At 72.1% G+C, this 19,879-nt stretch carries 21 protein-coding genes; 7 read left to right on the top strand and 14 right to left on the bottom strand.

Translation table 11 applies throughout. From position 1 onward, the window contains the following. Positions 1-124: 124 nt before the first annotated feature. Entirely contained in the window at positions 125-478 is a 354-nt protein-coding gene (locus tag AB0J04_RS40825; protein ID WP_363173752.1) for a hypothetical protein, read from the bottom strand. Between the two features lie 113 nt (positions 479-591). Beyond that, positions 592-1,251 (bottom strand): TetR family transcriptional regulator, encoded by a 660-nt coding sequence (locus AB0J04_RS40820; protein ID WP_363173751.1) that lies wholly within the window; start codon positions 1,249-1,251, stop codon positions 592-594. A gap of 58 nt (positions 1,252-1,309) precedes the next feature. Between AB0J04_RS40820 and AB0J04_RS40815 the strand changes: the two genes are divergently transcribed. Both AB0J04_RS40815 and AB0J04_RS40810 read left to right on the top strand, forming a co-directional pair. Beyond that, positions 1,310-1,996, top strand: a complete 687-nt coding sequence (locus AB0J04_RS40815) for a class II aldolase/adducin family protein (protein ID WP_363173750.1) — start codon at positions 1,310-1,312, stop codon at positions 1,994-1,996. Between the two features lie 26 nt (positions 1,997-2,022). Continuing rightward, entirely contained in the window at positions 2,023-2,952 is a 930-nt protein-coding gene (locus tag AB0J04_RS40810) for a carbohydrate kinase family protein (RefSeq protein WP_363173754.1), read from the top strand. 7 nt (positions 2,953-2,959) lie between these two features. Here the strand turns inward: AB0J04_RS40810 and AB0J04_RS40805 are convergent, their stop codons facing one another. The 11 genes from AB0J04_RS40805 to AB0J04_RS40755 form a co-directional block, all read right to left on the bottom strand. Further along, entirely contained in the window at positions 2,960-3,859 is a 900-nt protein-coding gene (locus AB0J04_RS40805; protein WP_363173749.1) for a 3-hydroxybutyryl-CoA dehydrogenase, read from the bottom strand. Then, complete coding sequence (locus AB0J04_RS40800) at positions 3,856-5,046, bottom strand: acyl-CoA dehydrogenase family protein (protein WP_363173748.1); 1,191 nt, start codon at positions 5,044-5,046, stop codon at positions 3,856-3,858. The genes AB0J04_RS40805 and AB0J04_RS40800 overlap by 4 nt, the downstream gene beginning before the upstream one ends. A 36-nt stretch (positions 5,047-5,082) precedes the next feature. Next, positions 5,083-6,195 (bottom strand): alcohol dehydrogenase catalytic domain-containing protein, encoded by a 1,113-nt coding sequence (locus AB0J04_RS40795; protein WP_363173747.1) that lies wholly within the window; start codon positions 6,193-6,195, stop codon positions 5,083-5,085. Between the two features lie 84 nt (positions 6,196-6,279). Then, positions 6,280-7,761 carry an AMP-binding protein gene (locus AB0J04_RS40790; protein WP_363173745.1) on the bottom strand — a complete coding sequence of 494 codons (1,482 nt, stop codon included), beginning with the start codon at positions 7,759-7,761 and terminating at the stop codon, positions 6,280-6,282. Further along, entirely contained in the window at positions 7,758-9,005 is a 1,248-nt protein-coding gene (locus tag AB0J04_RS40785) for an FAD-dependent oxidoreductase (RefSeq protein ID WP_363173744.1), read from the bottom strand. Before AB0J04_RS40785 ends, AB0J04_RS40790 begins: the two co-directional genes overlap by 4 nt. After that, on the bottom strand, positions 9,002-9,325 hold the full coding sequence (locus tag AB0J04_RS40780) for a 2Fe-2S iron-sulfur cluster-binding protein (RefSeq protein WP_363173743.1): 324 nt from the start codon (positions 9,323-9,325) through the stop codon (positions 9,002-9,004). The genes AB0J04_RS40785 and AB0J04_RS40780 overlap by 4 nt, the downstream gene beginning before the upstream one ends. A gap of 22 nt (positions 9,326-9,347) precedes the next feature. Further along, positions 9,348-10,547 (bottom strand): cytochrome P450, encoded by a 1,200-nt coding sequence (locus tag AB0J04_RS40775; protein WP_363173742.1) that lies wholly within the window; start codon positions 10,545-10,547, stop codon positions 9,348-9,350. Continuing rightward, positions 10,544-11,071, bottom strand: a complete 528-nt coding sequence (locus AB0J04_RS40770; RefSeq protein WP_363173740.1) for a cupin domain-containing protein — start codon at positions 11,069-11,071, stop codon at positions 10,544-10,546. The genes AB0J04_RS40775 and AB0J04_RS40770 overlap by 4 nt, the downstream gene beginning before the upstream one ends. Before the next feature lie 101 nt (positions 11,072-11,172). Further along, on the bottom strand, positions 11,173-11,724 hold the full coding sequence (locus AB0J04_RS40765) for a MarR family transcriptional regulator (RefSeq protein WP_363173739.1): 552 nt from the start codon (positions 11,722-11,724) through the stop codon (positions 11,173-11,175). A 47-nt stretch (positions 11,725-11,771) separates the two neighbouring features. Continuing rightward, the gene (locus AB0J04_RS40760; protein ID WP_363173738.1) at positions 11,772-12,620 is read right to left on the bottom strand and encodes a fumarylacetoacetate hydrolase family protein; all 849 of its coding nucleotides are present in this window, start codon (positions 12,618-12,620) and stop codon (positions 11,772-11,774) included. Further along, complete coding sequence (locus AB0J04_RS40755) at positions 12,617-13,210, bottom strand: carboxymuconolactone decarboxylase family protein (protein ID WP_363173737.1); 594 nt, start codon at positions 13,208-13,210, stop codon at positions 12,617-12,619. Before AB0J04_RS40755 ends, AB0J04_RS40760 begins: the two co-directional genes overlap by 4 nt. 118 nt (positions 13,211-13,328) lie before the next feature. Between AB0J04_RS40755 and AB0J04_RS40750 the strand changes: the two genes are divergently transcribed. Beyond that, positions 13,329-14,189, top strand: coding sequence for a VOC family protein (locus tag AB0J04_RS40750; RefSeq protein WP_363173736.1), 861 nt, complete (start codon positions 13,329-13,331; stop codon positions 14,187-14,189). Between the two features lie 64 nt (positions 14,190-14,253). After that, complete coding sequence (paaZ, locus tag AB0J04_RS40745) at positions 14,254-15,801, top strand: phenylacetic acid degradation bifunctional protein PaaZ (protein ID WP_363173735.1); 1,548 nt, start codon at positions 14,254-14,256, stop codon at positions 15,799-15,801. Positions 15,802-15,894: 93 nt separating this feature from the next. Here paaZ and AB0J04_RS40740 read toward each other — a convergent pair whose 3' ends face one another. Continuing rightward, entirely contained in the window at positions 15,895-16,770 is an 876-nt protein-coding gene (locus tag AB0J04_RS40740; RefSeq protein ID WP_363173734.1) for a TetR/AcrR family transcriptional regulator, read from the bottom strand. 149 nt (positions 16,771-16,919) lie between these two features. On the opposite strand from AB0J04_RS40740, the gene AB0J04_RS40735 reads away from it, so the two are divergent. Genes AB0J04_RS40735 through AB0J04_RS40725 form a run of 3 tightly spaced genes read left to right on the top strand, consistent with a single transcriptional unit; the run spans position 16,920 to position 19,788 of the window. Then, positions 16,920-17,774 (top strand): acyl-CoA dehydrogenase family protein, encoded by an 855-nt coding sequence (locus AB0J04_RS40735; RefSeq protein WP_363173732.1) that lies wholly within the window; start codon positions 16,920-16,922, stop codon positions 17,772-17,774. Next, positions 17,771-18,931, top strand: a complete 1,161-nt coding sequence (locus AB0J04_RS40730; protein WP_363173731.1) for an acyl-CoA dehydrogenase family protein — start codon at positions 17,771-17,773, stop codon at positions 18,929-18,931. Before AB0J04_RS40735 ends, AB0J04_RS40730 begins: the two co-directional genes overlap by 4 nt. Positions 18,932-18,984: 53 nt before the next feature. Beyond that, positions 18,985-19,788 (top strand): enoyl-CoA hydratase, encoded by an 804-nt coding sequence (locus AB0J04_RS40725; protein ID WP_363173730.1) that lies wholly within the window; start codon positions 18,985-18,987, stop codon positions 19,786-19,788. Positions 19,789-19,879 lie beyond the last annotated feature (91 nt).

Raw genomic sequence — 19,879 nt, 5'->3', positions numbered from 1 at the left:
CGAATACATCCAGTATGCGGACGTGCCTCCGCCTTGCGATGCACCGCATCTGACGCCGCGCGCTGATCCACCAGGGATTGCGGGACAGCCCTTAGCGCGCGGACTCCTCAGCGGCCGTCGACGGTCACCGGAACTCGTGAACCACCTGGATCTCGCCCACGATGTGCGCGTTGAGCTCGTCCAACTCCTCGGCCGGCACCCACAGTTCGAGAATCGTTCGGCCGCCTGCCTGCTGGACCGGGTAGCGGCACAGGAACTCGGTGTCGACCTCGAAGCGGGTCACGTAGCCGGCGCCGTCGTGTGTGACGTTCCAGTCGCGGGCGATCTTGATGGCGTAGTCCTCGTTCAGGACCGGGTAGAAGATCGGCTGCTCGGGGAGGCGGGGCGGCCAGGCGCGCCAGGCGAGGTCACGCACCAGCTCCAGCTCCTTGGGGCCGGTGGGGCGCCACAGGGTCGTCGTCGCTCGGGGCACGGTCACGGGAATCGCCTTTGTCGGGTGGTCGGGCTCCGGCCGTGGCGGCCGGGTCGGGGTTGTCGACCGTATCGACCGGTTCGGCGCTGCTGCCAGCGGATTTCCCCCTGTCGCGGCTCCTACCGCGCTTCGTAGCGTGCGGCGATCTCGGTGAGGTAGCCGCGCAGCATCGTCTTCGCCTCGTCGAGGAGGGCCGCGTCGCCCTCCGGGGCGCGGCGGAACGCCTCCTGGGCCAGCGCGTCGGCGGTGAGGATCGCCGCGGTGGCGGCCCTGGTGAGGGCCTCGTCGTCGCGGGCGACGCCCAGCGCGAGCAGGACGCGGCGGATCCCGTCGGCCATCCGGTGCTTGTGCTCGCGGTCCGCGGCCCGGGTCCGCTCGGTCAGCCCGCTGCCGAACCACAGGGCGCGGAAGCCGTGTTCGGTGCGGTAGACGCGGGCGTACGTGTCGACGAGCACGCCCACGGGATCGTCCCACCGCTCTTGCGACGCCGCCCGGACCAGGTCGTCCATGACGGCCTCCAGGCGGGCGAAGTACCCCGTCGCCAGGGCGTCGATGATCGCGCCACGGTCGGGGAGGTACTGGTACAGCGAGCCGACCGACACCTTCGCCTCGGCCGCGACCCGGGTCGTGGTGAGCGCCTCGACGCCCTCGGCGACCAGGATGCGTTCGGCGGCCTCCAGCAACAGGGCCAGCCGTGCCTTGCTGCGGGCCTGTCGGGGGGTGCGGCGCAGGGGAGTTCCGCCGGTGGTGCCGCCGGTACCCGCTGTCGGCTGGGCCAAGGAAACGTCTCCAAACCTGAACGTGACTTTGTTTCACGTTTACGCTACCTTCGCGCCCATGACCGCCTCAAGCTCGGCGCTGAGTCAGGAGCGGACCGCCGTCGCGGACGCCTGTCGGCGCCTGGGGGCCGAGGGCCTCCTCATCGGCACGGCCGGAAACGTGAGTCTCCGGGTCGAGGACCGGGTCGCGATCACCGCGACCGGAGCGGTGCTCGAACAGCTGACCCCGGACCAGGTGACCGTGGTCGACCTCGACGGGAAGATCGTGGCCGGGGACCTGCGGCCGACCTCGGAACTGGATCTGCACCTCGGCGTCTACCACCGCTACGGCACCGGCGCGGTCGTCCACACCCACGCCCCGATGGCCACCGCCGTCTCCTGCGTCCTCGACGAACTGCCCTGCATCCACTACCAGTTGCTCGCACTCGGCGGCACCGTGCGCGTCGCGCCGTACGCCACGTTCGGCACCCACGAACTCGCCGAGTCGGTGCTCACCGCGCTCGACGGCCGCAGCGCCGCCCTGATGGCCAACCACGGAGCGGTCACCCACGCGACGACCCTCGACAAGGCCGTCGAGAACGCCCTGCTCCTCGAATGGGCCTGCGGCGTCTACCAGCGCGCGGCCGCCATGGGCCGGCCGCGCGCCCTCGACGAACGGCAGCAACTCGCCGTCATCGAGGCCGCGATCGCCCGCGACTACGGAACCACCCACCCCGTACCACCCGCGCAGGAGGAAAGCCGATGAAGGGGGAGCCGATGAAGGGGGAGCCGATGAAGGTCTTCACGATGGGCGTGCATGTGCTGGACGTCCTGGTGCGGCCCGTGGAGGAGATACCCGAGGGCCAGGGCGCGACGCTCGTCGACGACATCCGGATGACCGCCGCCGGAACCGCCGGCGGCACCGCCCTCACCCTCGCCAAGTTGGGCGCCCAGGTGCGCAGCGCCGGCGCGATCGGCACCGACCCGACCGGTGACATGCTCGTGCAGTTGCTCCAACGGGCGGGCATCGACACCGAGTTCCTCGTCCGCCGCACCGACACCGCCACCTCCGCGAGCGTCCTGCCGATCCGGCCGAACGGCGACCGTCCCTCGCTGCACCTCCTCGGCGCGAACATCACCTACGGTCTGGACGACGTCCCCTGGGACGCCCTCGCCGAAGCCACCCATCTCCACCTCGGCGGCCCGGAGTTGATCGGCGTCGACGTCGCGACGCGCATCCTGTCGTTCGCGAAGGAGCACGGCGTCGTCACCTCCGTGGACCTGCTCGCCCCCGGGGTGCTCGGCAGCTTCGAGCAGCTCGAGGCGGCCCTGCCCCACATCGACCATCTGCTGCCCAACGAGGACCAGGTCCTCGGCTTCACCGGCGAGAGCGACCTGCTGGCGGGCGCGCGCAAGCTCCTCGGCGCCGGTGCGGGCGTCGTCGCCGTCACCCGCGGCGGCGACGGCGCGCTGGTGGTGACCGCCGACGGCGCGGAGCCGGTTCCCGCCTTCGTGATCGACGTCGTCGACACCACCGGTTGCGGCGACGCGTTCTCGGCGGGCTATCTGCGGGGCGTGAGCCTGGGCCGTACGCCGAGCGACGCCGCCGTCCTCGGCAGCTCCACCGCGGCTCTCGTCGCGCAGGGGCTCGGCAGCGACCACGGCGACTTCGACCTCGCCGCGGCCGACGAGTTCGCCGCAACGCAGAAGTCCCGCACATGAGTTGAGATCAGGAGATCACCTGTTTCCCGGAGTGGTCGTGGAAGCCGCGGCCGGTCTTCCGGCCGAGCAGCCCCGCCTCCACCATGCGCAGCAGCAGTGGCGGCGGGGCGTGCAGCGGATCCTTGAAGTCGGCGTACATGGCCTCGGCGATGGCGGTGAGCGTGTCGAGGCCGATCAGGTCGGCCAGGCTCAGCGGCCCCATGGGGTGGGCGCAGCCGAGGACCATGCCGGTGTCGATGTCCTCCGCCGAGGCGTGCCCGGACTCCAGCATCCGGATCGCGGACAGGAGGTAGGGCACGAGCAGCGCGTTGACCACGAAGCCGGCCCGGTCCTGGGCGCGGATCACCTTCTTGGCCAGCACCTCGGTGACGAACTCCTCGGCCCTGGACTGCGTCTGAGGACTCGTCAGCAGCGAGGGCACGATCTCCACGAGCTCCAGCACCGGCACCGGGTTGAAGAAGTGCACGCCGATCACCTGGTGCGGGCGGGCGGTGGCCATGCCCAGCTTCATGATGGGGAGGGAGGAGGTGTTCGACGCGAGGAGGGCGTCCTCGCGGGCGACGATCCGGTCGAGCTCGGCGAACAGCTCGACCTTCACCTTCTCGTCCTCCGTCGCCGCCTCCACCACCAGGTCCCGGTCCGACAGGTCGGTGAGGGCGGTGCTGACCCGGACATGGGCCAGCGCCTTGTCCCGCTCCGCGGCCGAGAGCTTGCCGCGGCGCACACCGCGGTCGAGCGAGGCGGCGATCCGGGCCCGGCCGGCCTCCGCCGCGTCCGGGCTCGACTCGTGGACGACGACGTCCAGGCCGGCGCGGGCGCAGACCTCGGCGATGCCCGCGCCCATCAGCCCGCAGCCGACGACCCCGACCCGCCGGATATCGGCCGCCGGCCGTGGTGTGTCCGTCACCGGAAGGCCGCCTGCCCCGTCAGGGACTGGCCGATCACGAGCGTGTGCATCTCCACGGTTCCCTCGTAGGTGAGGATCGACTCGAGGTTGTTGGCGTGCCGGATGACCGGGTACTCCAGCGAGATGCCGTTCGCGCCCAGGATCGTGCGCGCGGTCCGGCAGATGTCCAGCGCCGTCCGGGTGTTGTTGAGCTTGCCGTAGCTGACCTGCTCGGGCCGCAGCCCGCGGTCGTCCTTGATCCGGCCGAGGTGCAGCGCCAGCAGCGTGCCCTTGGACAGTTCGAGGGACATGTCGGTCAACTTGGCCTGCGTCAGCTGGAATCCGCTGATCGGACGGCCGAACTGCACCCGGTCGCCGGCATAGGCCAGCGCCGCCCGGAACGACGACCGCGCGGCGCCCATCGCGCCCCAGGCGATGCCGTACCGGGCCTCGTTGAGGCAGGACAGCGGACCGCGCAGCCCCCGCACCTCAGGGAGCACGGCCGTCGACGGCAGCCGTACGGAGTCCAGGACCAGCTCGCTGGTCACCGACGCCCGCAGCGACATCTTGTGCTTGATGGCCGGAGCCGAGAACCCGGGGCTGTCCGTGGGGACGACGAAGCCGCGGACGCCGTCGTCCGTGCGGGCCCAGACCACGGCCACGTCGGCCACCGACCCGTTGGTGATCCACATCTTGCGGCCGTCGAGCACCCAGTCGTCGCCGTCGCGGCGGGCCGCCGTGCGCATGCTGCCGGGGTCGGAGCCGGAGTCGGGCTCGGTGAGGCCGAAGCAGCCGATGGCGGTGCCGGCGGCCAGCCGCGGCAGCCACTCCGCCTTCTGCTCCTCGGAGCCGAAGGCGTGGATCGCGTACATGGCCAGCGAGCCCTGCACGGACACCAGGGAACGCAGCCCCGAGTCGCTGGCCTCCAGCTCCAGGCAGGCGAGCCCGTAGTCGACCGCGCTCATCCCCGCGCAGCCGTACCCTTCCAGGTGCATGCCCAGCAGGCCGAGTTCGCCGAGCTCCTTGGCGAGTCCGCGGATGTCCTCGATGGCCCCCTGCTCGAACCACTCGGCGATGAACGGGTCGACGCGCCGGTCGCAGAAGGTGCGCACCGCGTCGCGCACGGCGCGCTCGTCCGGTGTGAGCAGGCTGTCGAGTTCGAGGAGGTCGAGGGGGTCGGCCGGGCGCCCGGCGTGCGGTGCGTGCATGGTCGGTCTCCAGAGAGGGGTCGAAGACGGGTCGGGTCAGGCCGTCGGGCTGATGATGAAGTTGCTGAAGCCGCCGTTGCGCTCCGCGATGCCGTTGATGGCGTCGTTGACCTGCTCCAGCGGGAACACCTGGTGCTCCAGGGGGCTCAGGTCCAGCAGTCCGGCTCCCGCCATGTCGGCCATGGTCTGGCCCTCGCCGGAGGTGAACCACGCCGAGCCGATCAGCTGCAGCTGCTGGTCCATCATCCGGTGGATGTCGATGGGCAGATCGCCGGCGACGGCGCCGATGTTGACCGCGATGCCGCCGCGCGCCATCGCCCGCATGCCGGCCCGGAAGGTCTCGTGCGGGGCGCCCGGACCGAGGGCGTCGATGTAGATGTCGGCGCCGTGGCCGCCGGTCTCCTCGCGCAGCCAGTCGTCGAGCGGACCGTCGTCGAGGGAGTGCAGCCGCAGCCGGCCGCCCGCCAGCTTGCCGACCTGGTCCAGCAGGCCCTTGTCGCGGCCGGTGCCGTACACATGGGTCAGGCCCAGGGCGGGCGCGAGGAGCGCGGCGCCGATGCCGAGGGTGCCGCTGATGCCGTTGACCAGGATCGTCTTCCCCGGGCCCGCTCCGGCCTTGCGCAGGGCCGAGTACATCGTGCCGAGGTAGCCGAAGCGGGCGGCGGCCTCGAAGGACAGCGAGTCCGGCAGCTTCACCAGGGAGTACGCCGGGGCGACCATGTACTCGGCGAGGCCGCCCTGGTAGCGGTCGAGGAGGCCGAGGGCGGTCGGCGAGAAGCCGAAGTAGCCGGCGAAGGCGTAGCTGGCGCAGTTGATCGAGTCGCCGCCGCGACAGGACCGGCAGGAGCCGCAGGAGCGGCCCGGGTTGACGTACACCCGGTCGCCGACCTCGAAGCCCTCGACGCCCTCGCCGATCTCCTCGACGACACCGGCCGGGTCGAGGCCGAAGATCGCCGGCAGCGTGGGCAGCGGGCTGTGCGGGAACCAGGTGGTCCACATGTTCAGGATGTTGGCGAGGTTCGGAACGATGTTGACGGCGTGGACGGCCACGCGGACGTCGCCGAGGCCGGGCTCGGGAACGGGGAGTTCCTCGAGCTTCATCGGCTCGCCGACGTGGTGCATCCGCGCGGCTCGCATGGTCGCACTCATGGCGTCTCCTCGGGGTGAGGGTAGGGGTGGGCGAGACGGCACCTGTGGCGGTGCGGCCTCGGGGTGCGGATCGTGCGGTTGTGGTCAGTCGTTCAGCAGAGTCGCGAGGCGCGCCCGCTGGAGTTTTCCGGTGGCCCCGCGGGGCAGTGCGGGCACGACGCACAGCCGCCGGGGCCACTTGTGCCGGGCGAGCCGGCCGTCGAGATGACCGCGGACGTCGTCCAGGGTCGGGACGCCGGTGTCCGCGTCGGCGTCGGTGTCGGCGTCGGTGACGAGGAAGGCGGTCACGATCTCGCCCCAGACCGGGTCCGGCGCTCCGGACACCGCGACCTCGACGACGCCGGGGAAGTCCGCGAGCGCGTTCTCCACCTCGGCCGGATCGACGTTCTCGCCGCCGGTGATGATGGTCTCCTTGAGCCGTCCGACGACCGTGAGCCGGCCCTCGTCGTCGAACCGCCCCCGGTCACCGCTGTGGAACCAGCCCTCCGCGTCGGTCACCGGTACCGGCCCGGCGGCCGTCCAGTACGCGGACGCCACCGACGGCCCGCGCACCCAGATCTCGCCCGGCGTCCCGACCGGGACGGCGGACCCGGCGGCGTCGGCGACCGTCAGCTCGACCTCGGGTACCGGGGAGCCGGTGGAGGTGGCCGACTCGTCGGGCGCGGAGTAGGTGACGCCCGCGCTGGTCTCCGTCAGGCCGTAGGAGTTGACCACGCCGATCCCGCGGGCCCGGAACTGCTCGCGGGTGGCGGTCTGGGCCGGCGAGCCACCGGACAGGATCCAGCGCAGGGTGTCCAGGTCGCCGCTGCCGAAGCGGGGGTGGCGGGCCAGCAGCGCGGACATGGCGGGCACCGCGAAGGCGCAGGTCACGCGGTGGTCGCGGACCAGGTCGACGAACAGGTCCGGGTCGAAGCGCGGGGCCAGGACGACCGTCCCGCGCCGCGACCAGGTGACCTGCGGAAGCCCGCCGAGGACGGCGACATGCGCCAACGGGGTGGCGATCAGCGCGGTGTCGTCCGCGCCGGAGGGCATCCCGGCCAGGCCGCCCGCCATGCTCCGGCACAGGTTGCCGTGGGTCAGCGCGACGCCCTTGGGGCGGCCGGAGGTGCCGGACGTGAACGCGATGACGGCGACGTCGGACCCGACCGGGGCGTCCAGCAGGGGAGCCTCGGGCCCGTCGTCCCCCACGGGGTGCAGGTCTTCCCAGGCCAGCCGCAGTCCGGTCGTCCCCGTCGGGAACCCCTCGCCGGCGACCACCGCCACCGGAGACGTCTCCTCGCAGACGACCGCCAGCTCGCCCCCGGCCACCTGCGGATGCAGCGGAACGAGCACCGCACCCATGCGCGTCACCGCGAAGAGTGTGATCAGCGCCTCGGGCCGGGCCGCGCCCTGCATCACCACGCGGTCGCCCCCGCGCACCCCGTACTTGTCGAGGCGGGCGACGGTCCGCCGGACCGCCGACTCCAGTTCGGCGTAGGTCCAGGTGCGGTCCTCGAAGACGAGGGCGGTCCGCGCACCGGCCTCGACCGCGCTGACGGTCAGATGGGCCCCGAACGTGTTCGTCATGTTCGTACCTCCGCCGCGCGTCTGGCACGGGCGAGCGCGCCGAGCGTCGTTCCCGCCAGGTCGGCCGCGGACACCGGGGCCCGCCGCTCCAGCAGACGGCGCGCGGCCAGGTGCTCGGCGGGCCAGTTCAGCGTCTCCACCGCGGCCAGCAGCCCGCCGCGGAAGGCGTACGCGGCCAGCCGCTCAGGAGTGTCGCCGACGGCCAGCCGGACGTCGTCCGAGGGCGCCCGGAGCCCGGCGATCTGGAGCTTGACGGCGCCCTGGTCGCTCCAGAACCACGGCAGGCTCTCGTACCGGGCGGGCGGCTGTCCGGCGAGGCGGCGGCCGACCAGCGCGCCCTGGTCGGTGGCGTTCTGCACGGACTCCAGCCGGACCGGCCCGTCGGCGTACGGATGGGGATGCCGGGCGCAGTCGCCGACGGCGAACACCCGCGGGTCGGACACCGAGCGGAGCTGCTCGTCGACCAGGACGCCGTCGTCCACGGCCAGCCCCGCCGCCCGCGCCAGCTCGTCGCGAGGGGCGGCGCCGATGCCGTAGACCACGAGGTCGGCGGGGAGGACGGCGTCCGACGTGACGACCCGTTCGACCCGGCCGGCGCCCTCCAGCGCCCGTACGGCCGTCCCGGTGCGGATGCGGACGCCGGCCTGCTCGTGCCGCTCCCGCACATGCGGCTCGACCTCGGCCGAGAGCGCCCGGCTCAGCAGCCGGTCGGCCAGTTCGACGACGGTCACCCGCGCGCCGTGGGCCCGGGCCACCTGGGCCAGTTCGAGGCCGATGAAGCCGCCACCGACCACGACCACGTCACGGGCGCTCGTCAGGGCCCGGCCGACGGCCAGCGCGTCGTCGAGCGAGCGCAGGGCGTGGACGCCGGGCAGCTCGGCGCCGGGGACCGGGAGCGGGCGGTTGCGGGCGCCGGTCGCCAGCACGAGGTGGGCGTAGGGCACGCTCCGGCCGCCGCGGGTGCGGACCGTGCGGGCGGCGGTGTCGACGGCGATCACGTCGTCGCCGAGGCACAGCTCGATGTCCCGCTCGGCGTAGAAGGACTCCGGGACCAGCGAGACGCTCAGGTCGGCGGCCTCGGTGTGGGCCTTCTTGGACAACGGCGGCCGCTGGTACGGCAGATGGGGCTCGGCGCCGAACAGGGTCACCGGGCCGTCGTAGCCGGTGGCGCGCAGCGTGGAGGCGACGCTGAAACCGGCCTGTCCGCCGCCCACCACGACCACGCCTGGGGAGTCGTTTGTCATACCTGCTCCTCGGGCACGTGGACCACCAGGCCGTCGAGGGCGTCGGAGAGCTGGATCTGGCAGCTGAGCCGGCTGGTGGGCCGGCGTTCGGCGGCGGTGAAGTCCAGCATCTCGTCCTCGACGTCGTTCGGCGCTCCCGCCGACTCGGACCAGCCGGGGTCGACGTAGACATGGCAGGTGGCGCAGGAGGCGTTGCCTCCGCACTCGGCGACGATGCCCTGCACGCCGTTCGAGACGGCCGCCTGCATGAGCACGGTCCCCGGCGCGGCGGTGACCTTGCGTTCGGTCCCGTCGGGCAACTGGAAGATGACGGTGGGCATGAAGTCCTCCCGAGGGGACGGCTCAGGCTGCTTGCCAGGTGACGTTCAGCGAGGTCGGCCCCCGGAACACCCAGCCGTCCAGATGGCTCTGGGCCCCTTCGGCGAGGCGGAGTCCCTTGAGGCGGCCGAAGAGGAGGGGCCAGGCGATGGCGCTGACCTCGTGGCGCGCGACCCACGCGCCCATGCAGAAGTGCGGACCCCCGCCGAAGGCGAGATGCGGGCGCTGCGGCCGGTCGAGGTCGAACTCGTCGGCCCGCTCGAACACCGACTCGTCGCGGTTGCCCGAGGCGATGACGAGGGCCACGCGGCTGCCGGCGGGCAGGGTCAGCCCGGCGATCTCGTACTCCTGGGTGAGCTGGCGCGGATACATGCCGATCGGCGAGATCCAGCGGGCCGTCTCCTCGAAGACCCGTTTCCAGCTCGCGGGATCCTTCAGGACCCGGTCCAGCACCGCGGGACGGTTCAGCAGCGCCCACGCGCCCACGCCGAAGACGTCACGCGGCTCGTTGACGCCGCCGCCGATGATCACCTTGACGTTGTTCTGGATCTCGGCGAGCTCCACCGGATCGGCCGCGTGGACCATGGCGGAGATCACCGAGCCGTCGGGCTCGCGGAGGGCGGCCTCGGCGGCCTCCGCCACCGCCGCCTCGATGGCCCGGGTCGCCCGTTCGGCGCGCAGCCAGACGTCGGGGTCGTCGGCGTAGTTGCTGTTGCCGGCCATCATCGCCCGCGACCAGTCGGCGATGTCTTCGGCGCTCGCCGTGCGCAGGCCCAGGACCAGCGCCAGGTTGGCGGCGACGAGCGGCTCGGCGAAGTCGGCGATCAGATCGGCCTCGCCGCGTCCGGCGATCCGGTCGAGGAGGTCGTGCGCGGTGCGCTCGAAGGAGGCCGCCCACAGGTCGCGGACCTGGCGCGGGCGGGTCGGCGGCTCGGCGGCGGACCGCAGCCGCCGGTGGTCCGGGTCGTCCTCGCGGAGCATGTTCGGGCCGACCGTGCGCAGCAGCAGCGAGCCCTCCTCCCGCGAGCTGAACACCTCGGGCAGCTTCTCCGCGTGGACGATGTCCTCGTACCGGGTCAGCAGATGCCGGCCGACCGAGGGAACCCAGGCGAGCGGGGCGGCGCGGCGCAGCTCGGCGTAGGCGGGGTAGGGGTCGCGGCGCAGGTCGGCGAGGTCCAGGTCGACGACCGGAGCGCCGGGCGCCGCCGTCGTCAGCGGGCTCATGCGGGGCCGCCCGCACCCATCAGGACGAAGAACACCGTGGCGGGCTCCGTGCCGCCGTTGCGCCAGGCGTGCCGGGTGCCGTTCTGCACGACGAGGTCGCCGGGTCCCAGCGTGGCGACCTCGCCGTCGAGGTCGAGGACGATCTCGCCGCTCAGGACGACGCCGTAGTCGACGGTGGGCGTGGTGTGCATGCCCGGGTTGTCGATCTCGAACAGCTCGGCGAGGCCCGGGGTGGCCGCCAACTGCTCGGCGCCGGCGGCCGCCGGGTCCCAGGAGGGGTCGGCGTACACGCCGGCCGGCGGGAAGGTGACGGTCAGCGCGATCGTCTCGCCGGGTGCGGGGACATACGACTTCAGGGACTCCGTCGGGTCGGCCGACGGGGCGGCGGGAGCCGTCGTGTTCCACACCAGGGAGCGGGCGAAGCCGGGGGTGTGGGTGTACTGACGCGTCACGGGCGGCTCCCCGTCACTGACGATCACGGGCTTGCCACTGGGACCGATACCGGTGACGACACGACGGACCATGATTCTCTCCCTTGAGAAACCAGCCTACAGTTAGATGCTTGACAGTTAGACGCTTGATGAAAAAACACCTGTGGTGGTGGGCCGGTCCCCAGGAGGTCCGCTCACTCCGCGGGCGGGGTCTCCTGGTTGACCAGCGTACGCAGCAGATGCACCAGCTCACTGAGCTGGTCGTCGCGCAGGACGCCCGTCCAGGCCCGCTCGCGCTTCGTCTGGGCCTCGATGGCCAGCCGGAGGGTCTCGCGGCCCTCCGGGGTGAGCTCGACGACCAGCTGGCGGCGGTCGGTCTCGACGCGTTCGCGGGTGACGAGCCCGCGGCTCTCCAGGGTCGCGAGGGCGCTGGAGATGGAGGCCCGGGTGGAGCCGGAGACCCGGCCGATGTCCTGCTGGCCGAGCGGGCCGTAGACCCACAGGGCGTTCAGGATCCTGAAGCCCGCCCAGGTCAGGCCCAGCGGCCGGTGGACGTGCTTCTCGAAGTCCTTGATCAGCCGGGCTTCGAGGCGGGTGAGGTCGGTGACCATCTCGATCGCGTCGAGGTCCCGGGGCTCGGTCGTGCCCAGCTCACGGTGGTGGTGACGCAGCAGCTCCGAGAACTCCCGGGTCCGCCTGGCGCCCGAGCCCTCCGAGGCCTCCGGTTCACGCACGGTGTCCGTCACGGTCTCCCGCCCTTTCTTCTCCGGCCCGGGGCCTGTCCTGGCCGGTGTCAGCCGCCGACGACCGGGTTGACCATGGTGCCGACGCCCGTCACCTCGGTCCGCAGGACCTTACCTTCGGTGAGGTACAGCCGTGGGGTGCGGCGGACGCCGCAGCCGGCCGGGGTGCCGGTGAAGATCAGGTCGCCGGGCTCGAACGTGACCCGCTTCGACAGCCAGGCGATCAGCTCGGGCACGCTGAAGATCAGGTCCGAGGTCCGGCCGCGCTGTACTTCGAGGTCGTCGACCCAGCCGGCCACCTCGATGTCGTCCGGGTCGGCGAACTCGTCGAGCGTCACCAGGTACGGGCCGATCGGGCTGAAGGTGTCGTACGACTTCGGCAGGGTGAACTGGTTGATGGGCTTGCGCCACTGTTCCTTGCGGTCGCTGATGTCCTGGCCTGCGGTGACACCGGCGACATGGGACCAGGCGTCGGCCTCGGCGATGTTCTTGCCGGTCCGTCCCATGACGACGACGAGCTCGGCCTCGAAGTCCACCTTGTCGTAATCGGCCTCGACCACGATCGCGTCGTAGGGGCCGACCACCGAGGAGGCGAACTTGGCGAACACCGACGGCTCGTCCGGGACCGGGAGGCCGGACTCCTCGGCGTGCGCGCGGTAGTTCAGGGCGACGCCGATGGCCTTGTAGGGCTTGGCGACCCGGCCCAGGTCGGCCGGCCGGTACGGCTTCCAGTCGGCGTCGGCGGCCCGCTCGGCGAGGGCGCGCAGCTCGTCGTGGAGGGCGAGGTCGCTGAGCACCTCCAGGCGCGGCTCGATCGCTCCCTTGCTTGCCTCCGCGACGTCGAGGGCGCGGTCGTCGCGGACGACGACGGGTCGGCCGGCGAGGTTGGCGAGCTTCATGCGGCTTCTTCCTTCTGGTCGGTCGGCTCGGGCAGCGGCAGAGCGAGGTCGCCCTCCACCTGCACGCCGAGGGTGTTGATGACGGTGGCGATGGTGAGGTACTGGCCGACGGTGTAGAGGACGTCGATGATCTGCTCGGTGCTCAGCAGGGCCGCCATCCGGCCCCACAGCTCGTCGTCGACGCTCTGGCGGTCCAGGAGCGAGTCGGTGGCGGTGAGCAGGACCCGGTCGAGCTCGTCCAGCCCGTCCCGGTCGCCGGCGGCGGCGGCCAGGATGATGTCGTCGGTGAGCCCGGCGCGGCGGGCGATCCGGACGTGCTGGTCCCACTCGTAGGCGGCCTGCGCCCGGGCGGCGATCCGCAGGATCATCAGCTCCCGGGACGGCAGCGGCAGGGTGTTCTTCCCCAGCACGTGGTTGCCGAAGACGAGGAAACGGCGCAGTGCGTCCTCGTGGTGCGCCAGCGTCGACCAGATCGTGAAGATCCGGCCGTCCCCGTCGCGGTACGGCGCCAGCGACGCCAGTGTCTTCTCCTGCAGCTCGCCCTCGTCGCGAGGCCGCACGCGGGCCTTCTCGGGCACTTCTCCCGACATCGCCGGACCTCCTCGGCTCGGTTGCTTCCTCGACGGCGTCCTCGGTGGCGTCTTCGATGGCGTCAACGTATTCGTATGAGTCTTGACCGTCAAGGGTCTAACAAATATCGTCCTCGTCATGACGATCCAGAGCCTTGGGTACGTGGGCATCGCTGCGCCCGACCCGACAGCATGGGCGGAGTACGCCCGCAACGTGATAGGCCTCGCGGTCGAGCCGGGAGAGGCGGAGGGGCCCGTGCGCTACCGCCTGCGCATGGACCAGCACCCGTTCCGGATGTGGCTGACCGAGGCGGAGACCGGTGGTGTGACGGTCATCGGCTGGGAGGTCCGCGACCCCACGGCCATCGACGACATGACGGTGCGCCTCAAGGAAGCCGGCGTCGACGTTTTCGTCGGCACGGACGAGGAGTGCCGGGACCGGCAGGTGGCCCGGATGGTGCACTTCACCGGCCCGCTCGGCATCCGCACCGAACTGTTCTGCGGCCGCAGGCTCGCCCCGAGCCAGTTCGTCTCACCGCTGGGCGTCGACTTCGTGACCGGCGAACAGGGCCTCGGGCACGTGGTGATGAAGACCCCGCACGTCCAGGAGGCGGTGGACTTCTACTGCGACGTCCTGGGCTTCCGGCTGAGCGACACCGCCGACTACCCCTGGGGCACCTTCCACTTCCTCGGCTGCAACCCCCGGCACCACAGCATCGCCTTCATCCGCTCGTACAAGAACGAGGGCACCCACCACATCCTGTGCGAGGTGACCAGTCCGGAGGAGGTCGGCCGCGCCCTGGACCGGACCCGCGAGCACGACGTCGAGCTCATGGCGACGCTCGGCAAGCACGCCAACGACGGGATGTTCTCCTTCTACATGAAGTCGCCCGCCGGCTTCGGCATCGAGATCGGCGCGGGCGGCGTACAGGTCGACGAGAGCACCTGGGTCAGCCGGGTCTACACCGCCGACATCTGGGGCCACCACCCGGTCGACTGACGCGACTGCCGTTCCCCTCCTCACTCCCGACGCCTGGTCTCTCGATGAAAGCGGGCCGCATCCCATGCTCCAGAGCTACTTGAAGGACACCTGGGTCACCCCCACGGCCACCGACGACACGGCGGCCGAAGTACGCGACGCAGTCACCGGGGACCTGGTCTGCCGGGTCTCCTCCCAAGGCCTCGACCTCGCCGGGGCGTTCGACCACGCGCGCCGCGCCGGCGGCCCCGCCCTGCGGGCCCTGACCTTCCACGGTCGCGCCGACCTGCTGGACGCCGTGGCCGCGGCCGTCCGCGCCCGCCGCGAGGAGCTGTACGCGCTCTCGGCCCGCGCCGGAGCCACCCTGAACGACGCCCGCTACGACGTCGACGGCGGCATCCGCGTCCTGCGCGACTACGCCGCCCGGGCGCGGGCCGAACTGCCGGACGCGCCGCACCTGGTCGAGGGCCCCGCCGAACGTCTCGCCCGCGGTGAGGACTTCCTCGGCGTCCACCTGGTCACGCCGTCCCCGGGGCTGATGCTCCAGGTGAACGCCTTCAACTTCCCGGTCTGGGCGCCTCTGGAGAAGCTCGCGCAGGCCGTGCTGGCGGGCATGCCGAGCGTGGTGAAGGCGGCCACGCCCACCTCGTACCTCACCGAGCGCCTGATCCGGATCGTGACGGAGGCGGGCGTGCTGCCGCCCGGGGCCCTGCAACTCGTCGTCGGCTCGGCGCGGCCGGCGCTGGGTCTGCTCGGCGAGCAGGACGTCCTCTCCTTCACCGGCTCGGCGGCCACCGCCGCGACGCTGCGCACCCACCCGAACCTGGTGGCCCGTTCGGTCCGGTTCAACGCGGAGGCGGACTCGGTCAACGCGATCGTGCTGGCCCCGGACGTCGCTCCCGGCTCGCCGCTCTTCGACGCCTTCGTGCGCGAGGTGGTGACCGAGATGACGGTCAAGGCCGGTCAGAAGTGCACCGCGATCCGCCGCGTCCTGGTCCCCGGCGCACAGGAGTCCGCCGCCCTCGACGCGATCTCCGCCGCGCTGGCCGGGGTCACCGTCGGCAACCCCGCGGCGGAGGGCGTCACGATGGGCGCGGTCGTCAGCCTCGAACAGCGCGAAGACGTCCGCCGGGCCGTGCGCAGGATCGCCGAGTCCGGCCGCTTCGTGCACGGCGACCCGGAGAAGGTGCGCGTCGTCGACGCCGATCCCGGGCGCGGGGCCTTCCTCGACACCCTGCTGCTCTCCGCCGACCCGGACGCCGCCGCACCCCACGAGGTCGAGCCGTTCGGCCCGGCGGCGACGGTGCTGGCCTACCGGGACACCGGGCACGCGACGGAACTGCTCGCGCGAGGACGCGGCAGCCTCGCCGCGTCCGTGGTCGGCGACGACATCGCCTGGACGACCGCCTTCGTCGCGGAGGCGGCGGCCTGGCACGGGCGGTTGCATCTGCTCGACTCCGTGAACCTGACGCAGACCACGGGCCACGGCTCGCCGCTGCCCGCACTGCGGCACGGAGGGCCCGGACGAGCCGGCGGGGGGTCGGAGATGGGCGGGATACGGGGGGTCGTCGACCTCATGCAGCGCACGGCCGTACAGGGCTCGCGGCGCGCGCTCGACTCGCTGGGGGCGTAGCCGGGCACAGGCGGGCGCGAGCACGGCGAAAGGTCCCCGTAGGGAAACCCTACGGGGACCTTGGGGACGGGGACGGGGACGGGTCTTGTGCGGTCAGGCCTTGCCGTGCGGTGTACCGGCCGTGGCCGGCTTCGCGGCGGTGCTCTTCGCGGTGGTTTTACGAGCCGCGGTCTTGCGGGCGGTGGACGTCCGCTTGGCGGGAGCCTTCTTGGCGGCGACCGGGGCGGCGGCCGCGGCCGGTTCCTCGGACGCGTCCTGGGTCGTGTCCTGGTCGGTGTCCGAGGCCGCGTCGGTGCGCGCGGCCCCGCCCGTGATCCCACCCAGGCAGAACGCCCACACCTCCGCCGCGGAGATCGGCGACGGATGCGCGCCGACCGGCGCCGACGGGGCCCGCGCCGTGAACATCGCCGTCTGCATGATCAGGGAGGCGGTGCGGCGCGGTTTCGGGGAGACGGCTTGGCCCGCCTCGACGGCCTCCTCCACCAGCTCCGTGAAGAAGCCGAGCAGCGGCAGATGCGCGCTGGCCACCTGGTCGGGGTGGCTGACGAGCAGTTGGATGGCGAAGTCGGTGAACAGCGGGGACTGCGCGCCCGACTTGGGCTCGGAGGAGTGGAAGAGCAGGTCGACCGCGATCCTGAGCTTCTCCAGCGGGTCGCGGCCGGCCGAGGCCTTCGCGCGGATCTCGACGGCCGAGCGGGACAGGGCGTCCTCGAAGAGCGCGAGCAGCAGTTCGTGCTTGCCGTCGAAGTGCTGGTAGAAGCTGCGCAGCGACTGCCGGGAACGCTCCACGATCTCCTGCACCGTGAAGTCGGTGGTGCCCTTGTCAGCGATCAGTTCCTGGGCCGCGTCCAGGAAGCGCTGCACGCGTTGCTCGGCGCGGAGCTTCGCGGCGCGGGTGGATCGCTCGACGGCGCGCTGCCGCCAGGCGGGCTCGGGTGTCTCGACCGGGTCTACGGGGACGGCACTCATGGGTAGAACGGTACTCCACATATGTGAAAGGCGAGGGCACTCCCCCTACCGAATCATCCTCCCCCAGAAACAAGACTCTTACTTCCGGATAACGAGAATGATATTCTCGCCCGGTTGTCACCGGTACGGCGAGAGTGCGGAGGCCGGGCGTGGAGTTCGAACTCGACGAGGACCAGCGGCTGCTACGGCGCACGGTGCGCGAGACCCTCGCCAAGGTGCGCGGCCGGCCCGCCGACCAACAGTGGGCCACCTATCTGGAGCTCGGCTGGCTGGAGGCGCCTCCGCTGGAACTCGCCCTGATCCTGGAGGAGCTCGGCCATGTCGCCGACCCGACGCCGTTCCTGGCCACCGCCACCTGGTTCGCCCCGCTGACCGGCCGTCTCCCCGTAGGCAGCGGCACCGCGGTGTTCGACGGCGCCGGACGCCATGTCCTGGACGCCGACCGCGCCGACGAGATCGCGCTGCTCACCCCGGGCGGCGTCACGGTCGTCCGCGGCGGCGACCTGGCCGTCGAACGGGTCCCGGTCCTCGACCCGAACCTTCACGTGGCCCATGTCCACGGCCCCGCCGAACTGGCCGTGGGAGTACCCGACCTGGCCCTCGTCGGACTCGCCGCCACCGCGGTCGGCGCCTGCCGCCGGATCCTCGACCTGGCCCTCGCCCACGTGAAGCAGCGGACGCAGTTCGGCAGGCCGCTGGGCTCCTTCCAGGCCGTCAAGCACAAGGCCGCCGACATGCACGTGGCCATCGAACGCGCCCGCGCGCTCACCCACTTCGCGGCCCTGACGATCGCCGAGGACGACCCCCGCCGCACGGACGCCGCCCACATGGCCAAGGCCGCCGCGGGGGAGTGCCAGCGGCTGGTCTTCCGGCACGGCCTGCAACTGTTCGGCGCCATGGGCTTCACCTGGGAGAACGAGCTCCAGTACGTCCTGAAGCGGGCCCAGGCCTGCGACCTCCTCCTCGGCGGCGCGGCCGTCCACCGGAAGGCGCTGCTCACATGATGAAGCTGGCCGACGACCCCCAAGTGGCGCGGTTCCGCGCCGAGTTCGCCGCCTTCCTCGACGATCGCCTCCCCGCCGAGGCCCAGGCCCGGACCCGCTCCCGGTCCAGCGCCGACGTCCCCGACTGGGCGCGCGACTGGCAGCGCACCCTCTTCGACCACGGCTGGCTGCTCCCCGGCCGGCCGCCCGAGTACGGCGGCCGCAACGCCACCCTGCCCCAACAGCTCGCGCACCTCGAGGAGTTGGCGCACCGCCGCATCTACCACAGCTTCAACCCGCAGGGCCTGGGCATCATCGCCGCCTCCCTCCTCACCTTCGGCAGCGCGGAACAGAAGTCCCGCTGGGCCGTGCCGATCCTGCGCGCCGAGATCACCGCCGCCCTCGGCATGAGCGAACCGGAGGCGGGCTCGGACCTGGCCTCCCTGCGCACCCGGGCGGTCCTCCAGGGCGATGTCTTCGTCGTGAACGGCCAGAAGATCTGGACCTCGGGGGCCCACGACGCCGACGTCCTGCTGGCCTTCGTCCGCACCGACCCCGACGCCCCCCGGCACCACGGCATCAGCGCGTTGCTCGTCCCCACGGACAGCGAGGGCGTCGTCCGCCGTCCCTTCGGCTCGATCGCCGCCGAGGACGACCTCGACTTCAACGAGGTGTTCCTCACCGACGTGCGCGTGCCCCGCGAGAACCTGGTCGGCCCGCTGGGCGAGGGCTGGCGGGTGGCGAACGGCTCCCTCGGCCACGAACGCACCCTGCTCTGGCTGGCGTACGCCGAACGCCTGGAGGACCTGATCCGCGACGCCGCCGACGTGGGCGCCGGCCAGGAGTGGTACGCCACGCTCCGGATGGACCTCCAGGCGCTGCGCCTGCTGGGCTACCGCCGGCTCGGCCCGGACCGCGACCCCGCCGAGGTCTGCGTGCTGAAGCTGCTGGGTTCCGAGGCCGTCCAGTCCGCCGCGCTGCACGCCCTGGAGGCGCACGGTCCGGAAGGGCTGCCGCATCCGGCGCTGACCGGCCCGCACCACCACATGAACAACGAGGTGTTCGTCTCCAGCTGGTTCGAGCGGTACGCGCGCAGTTTCGCGGGCACCATCGCCGGCGGCACCAGCGAGATCCAGCGCAACATCATCGCCGAGCGCCTCCTCGGCCTGCCGCGCTGACCCCACCCGCGCCGACCCCACCCGCGCCGACCCCACCCGTGAGGAGCCACCCCGTGACGAGCCAAGTGGACCAGATCCTGTACGCGGCCGAGGACGGCATCGCGACGATCAGCCTGAACCGCCCCGAGGCCGCCAACGCCCAGACGATGGCCCTCCTCGACGACCTCGACGCGGCCTTCACCCGCGCTGCCCGCGACGAGGACGTGCGGGTGGTCGTGCTGCGCGCCAACGGCCGCCACTTCTCCGCCGGGCACGACCTCAAGGACCGCTGGCCGGGACCCGGTGACATCACCCTGGAACGGATCTACGACGCCGAGACACGCCGCTATCTGGAGTACGCCCTGAAGTGGCGCAACCTCCCCAAGCCGACCGTCGCCGCCGTCCAGGGCAAGTGCATCGCGGCCGGGCTGATGCTGTGCTGGCCGTGCGATCTGATCGTTGCCGCGGAGAACGCCGAGTTCTCCGACCCCGTGGTGCACATGGGCATCGGAGGCGTCGAATACCACGGCCACACCTGGGAGTTGGGTGCGCGCAAGGCCAAGGAGATCCTGTTCACCGGCCGGCCGCTCACCGCCCGCGAGGCCGAGCGGGTCGGCATGGTCAACAAGGTCGTCCCGCTCGACGAACTCGACTCCGCCACCGGTGAGTTGGCGGCGCGTATCGCCCGGATGCCCCCCTTCGGCCTGCGCCAGGCCAAGCGCGCCGTCAACCAGACCCTCGACGTCCAGGGTTTCTACGCGGCCCTCCAGTCCGTCTTCGACGTCCACCAGACCGGCCACGGCAACGCGCTCAGCGTCTCCGGCTACCCGATCCTGACCCGGCTGGAGGACATGAAGCAGCACGTCAAGCGCGACTAGGGGGCTTCTGATGGATCTCCGCGGGAGAAGGAGCGGCGTTCGGTGCGTGCTCTCGCCCGGTGCGGCGAGAGTGCGTGCCGGGCGTCGCGAC

Origin of the sequence: Streptomyces sp. NPDC050263 (assembly GCF_040655955.1) — a bacterium.
Classification (GTDB): domain Bacteria; phylum Actinomycetota; class Actinomycetes; order Streptomycetales; family Streptomycetaceae; genus Streptomyces.
The sequence above is the reverse complement of the archived record's forward strand: the minus strand, read 5'-3'. Positions and strand labels throughout refer to the sequence as shown.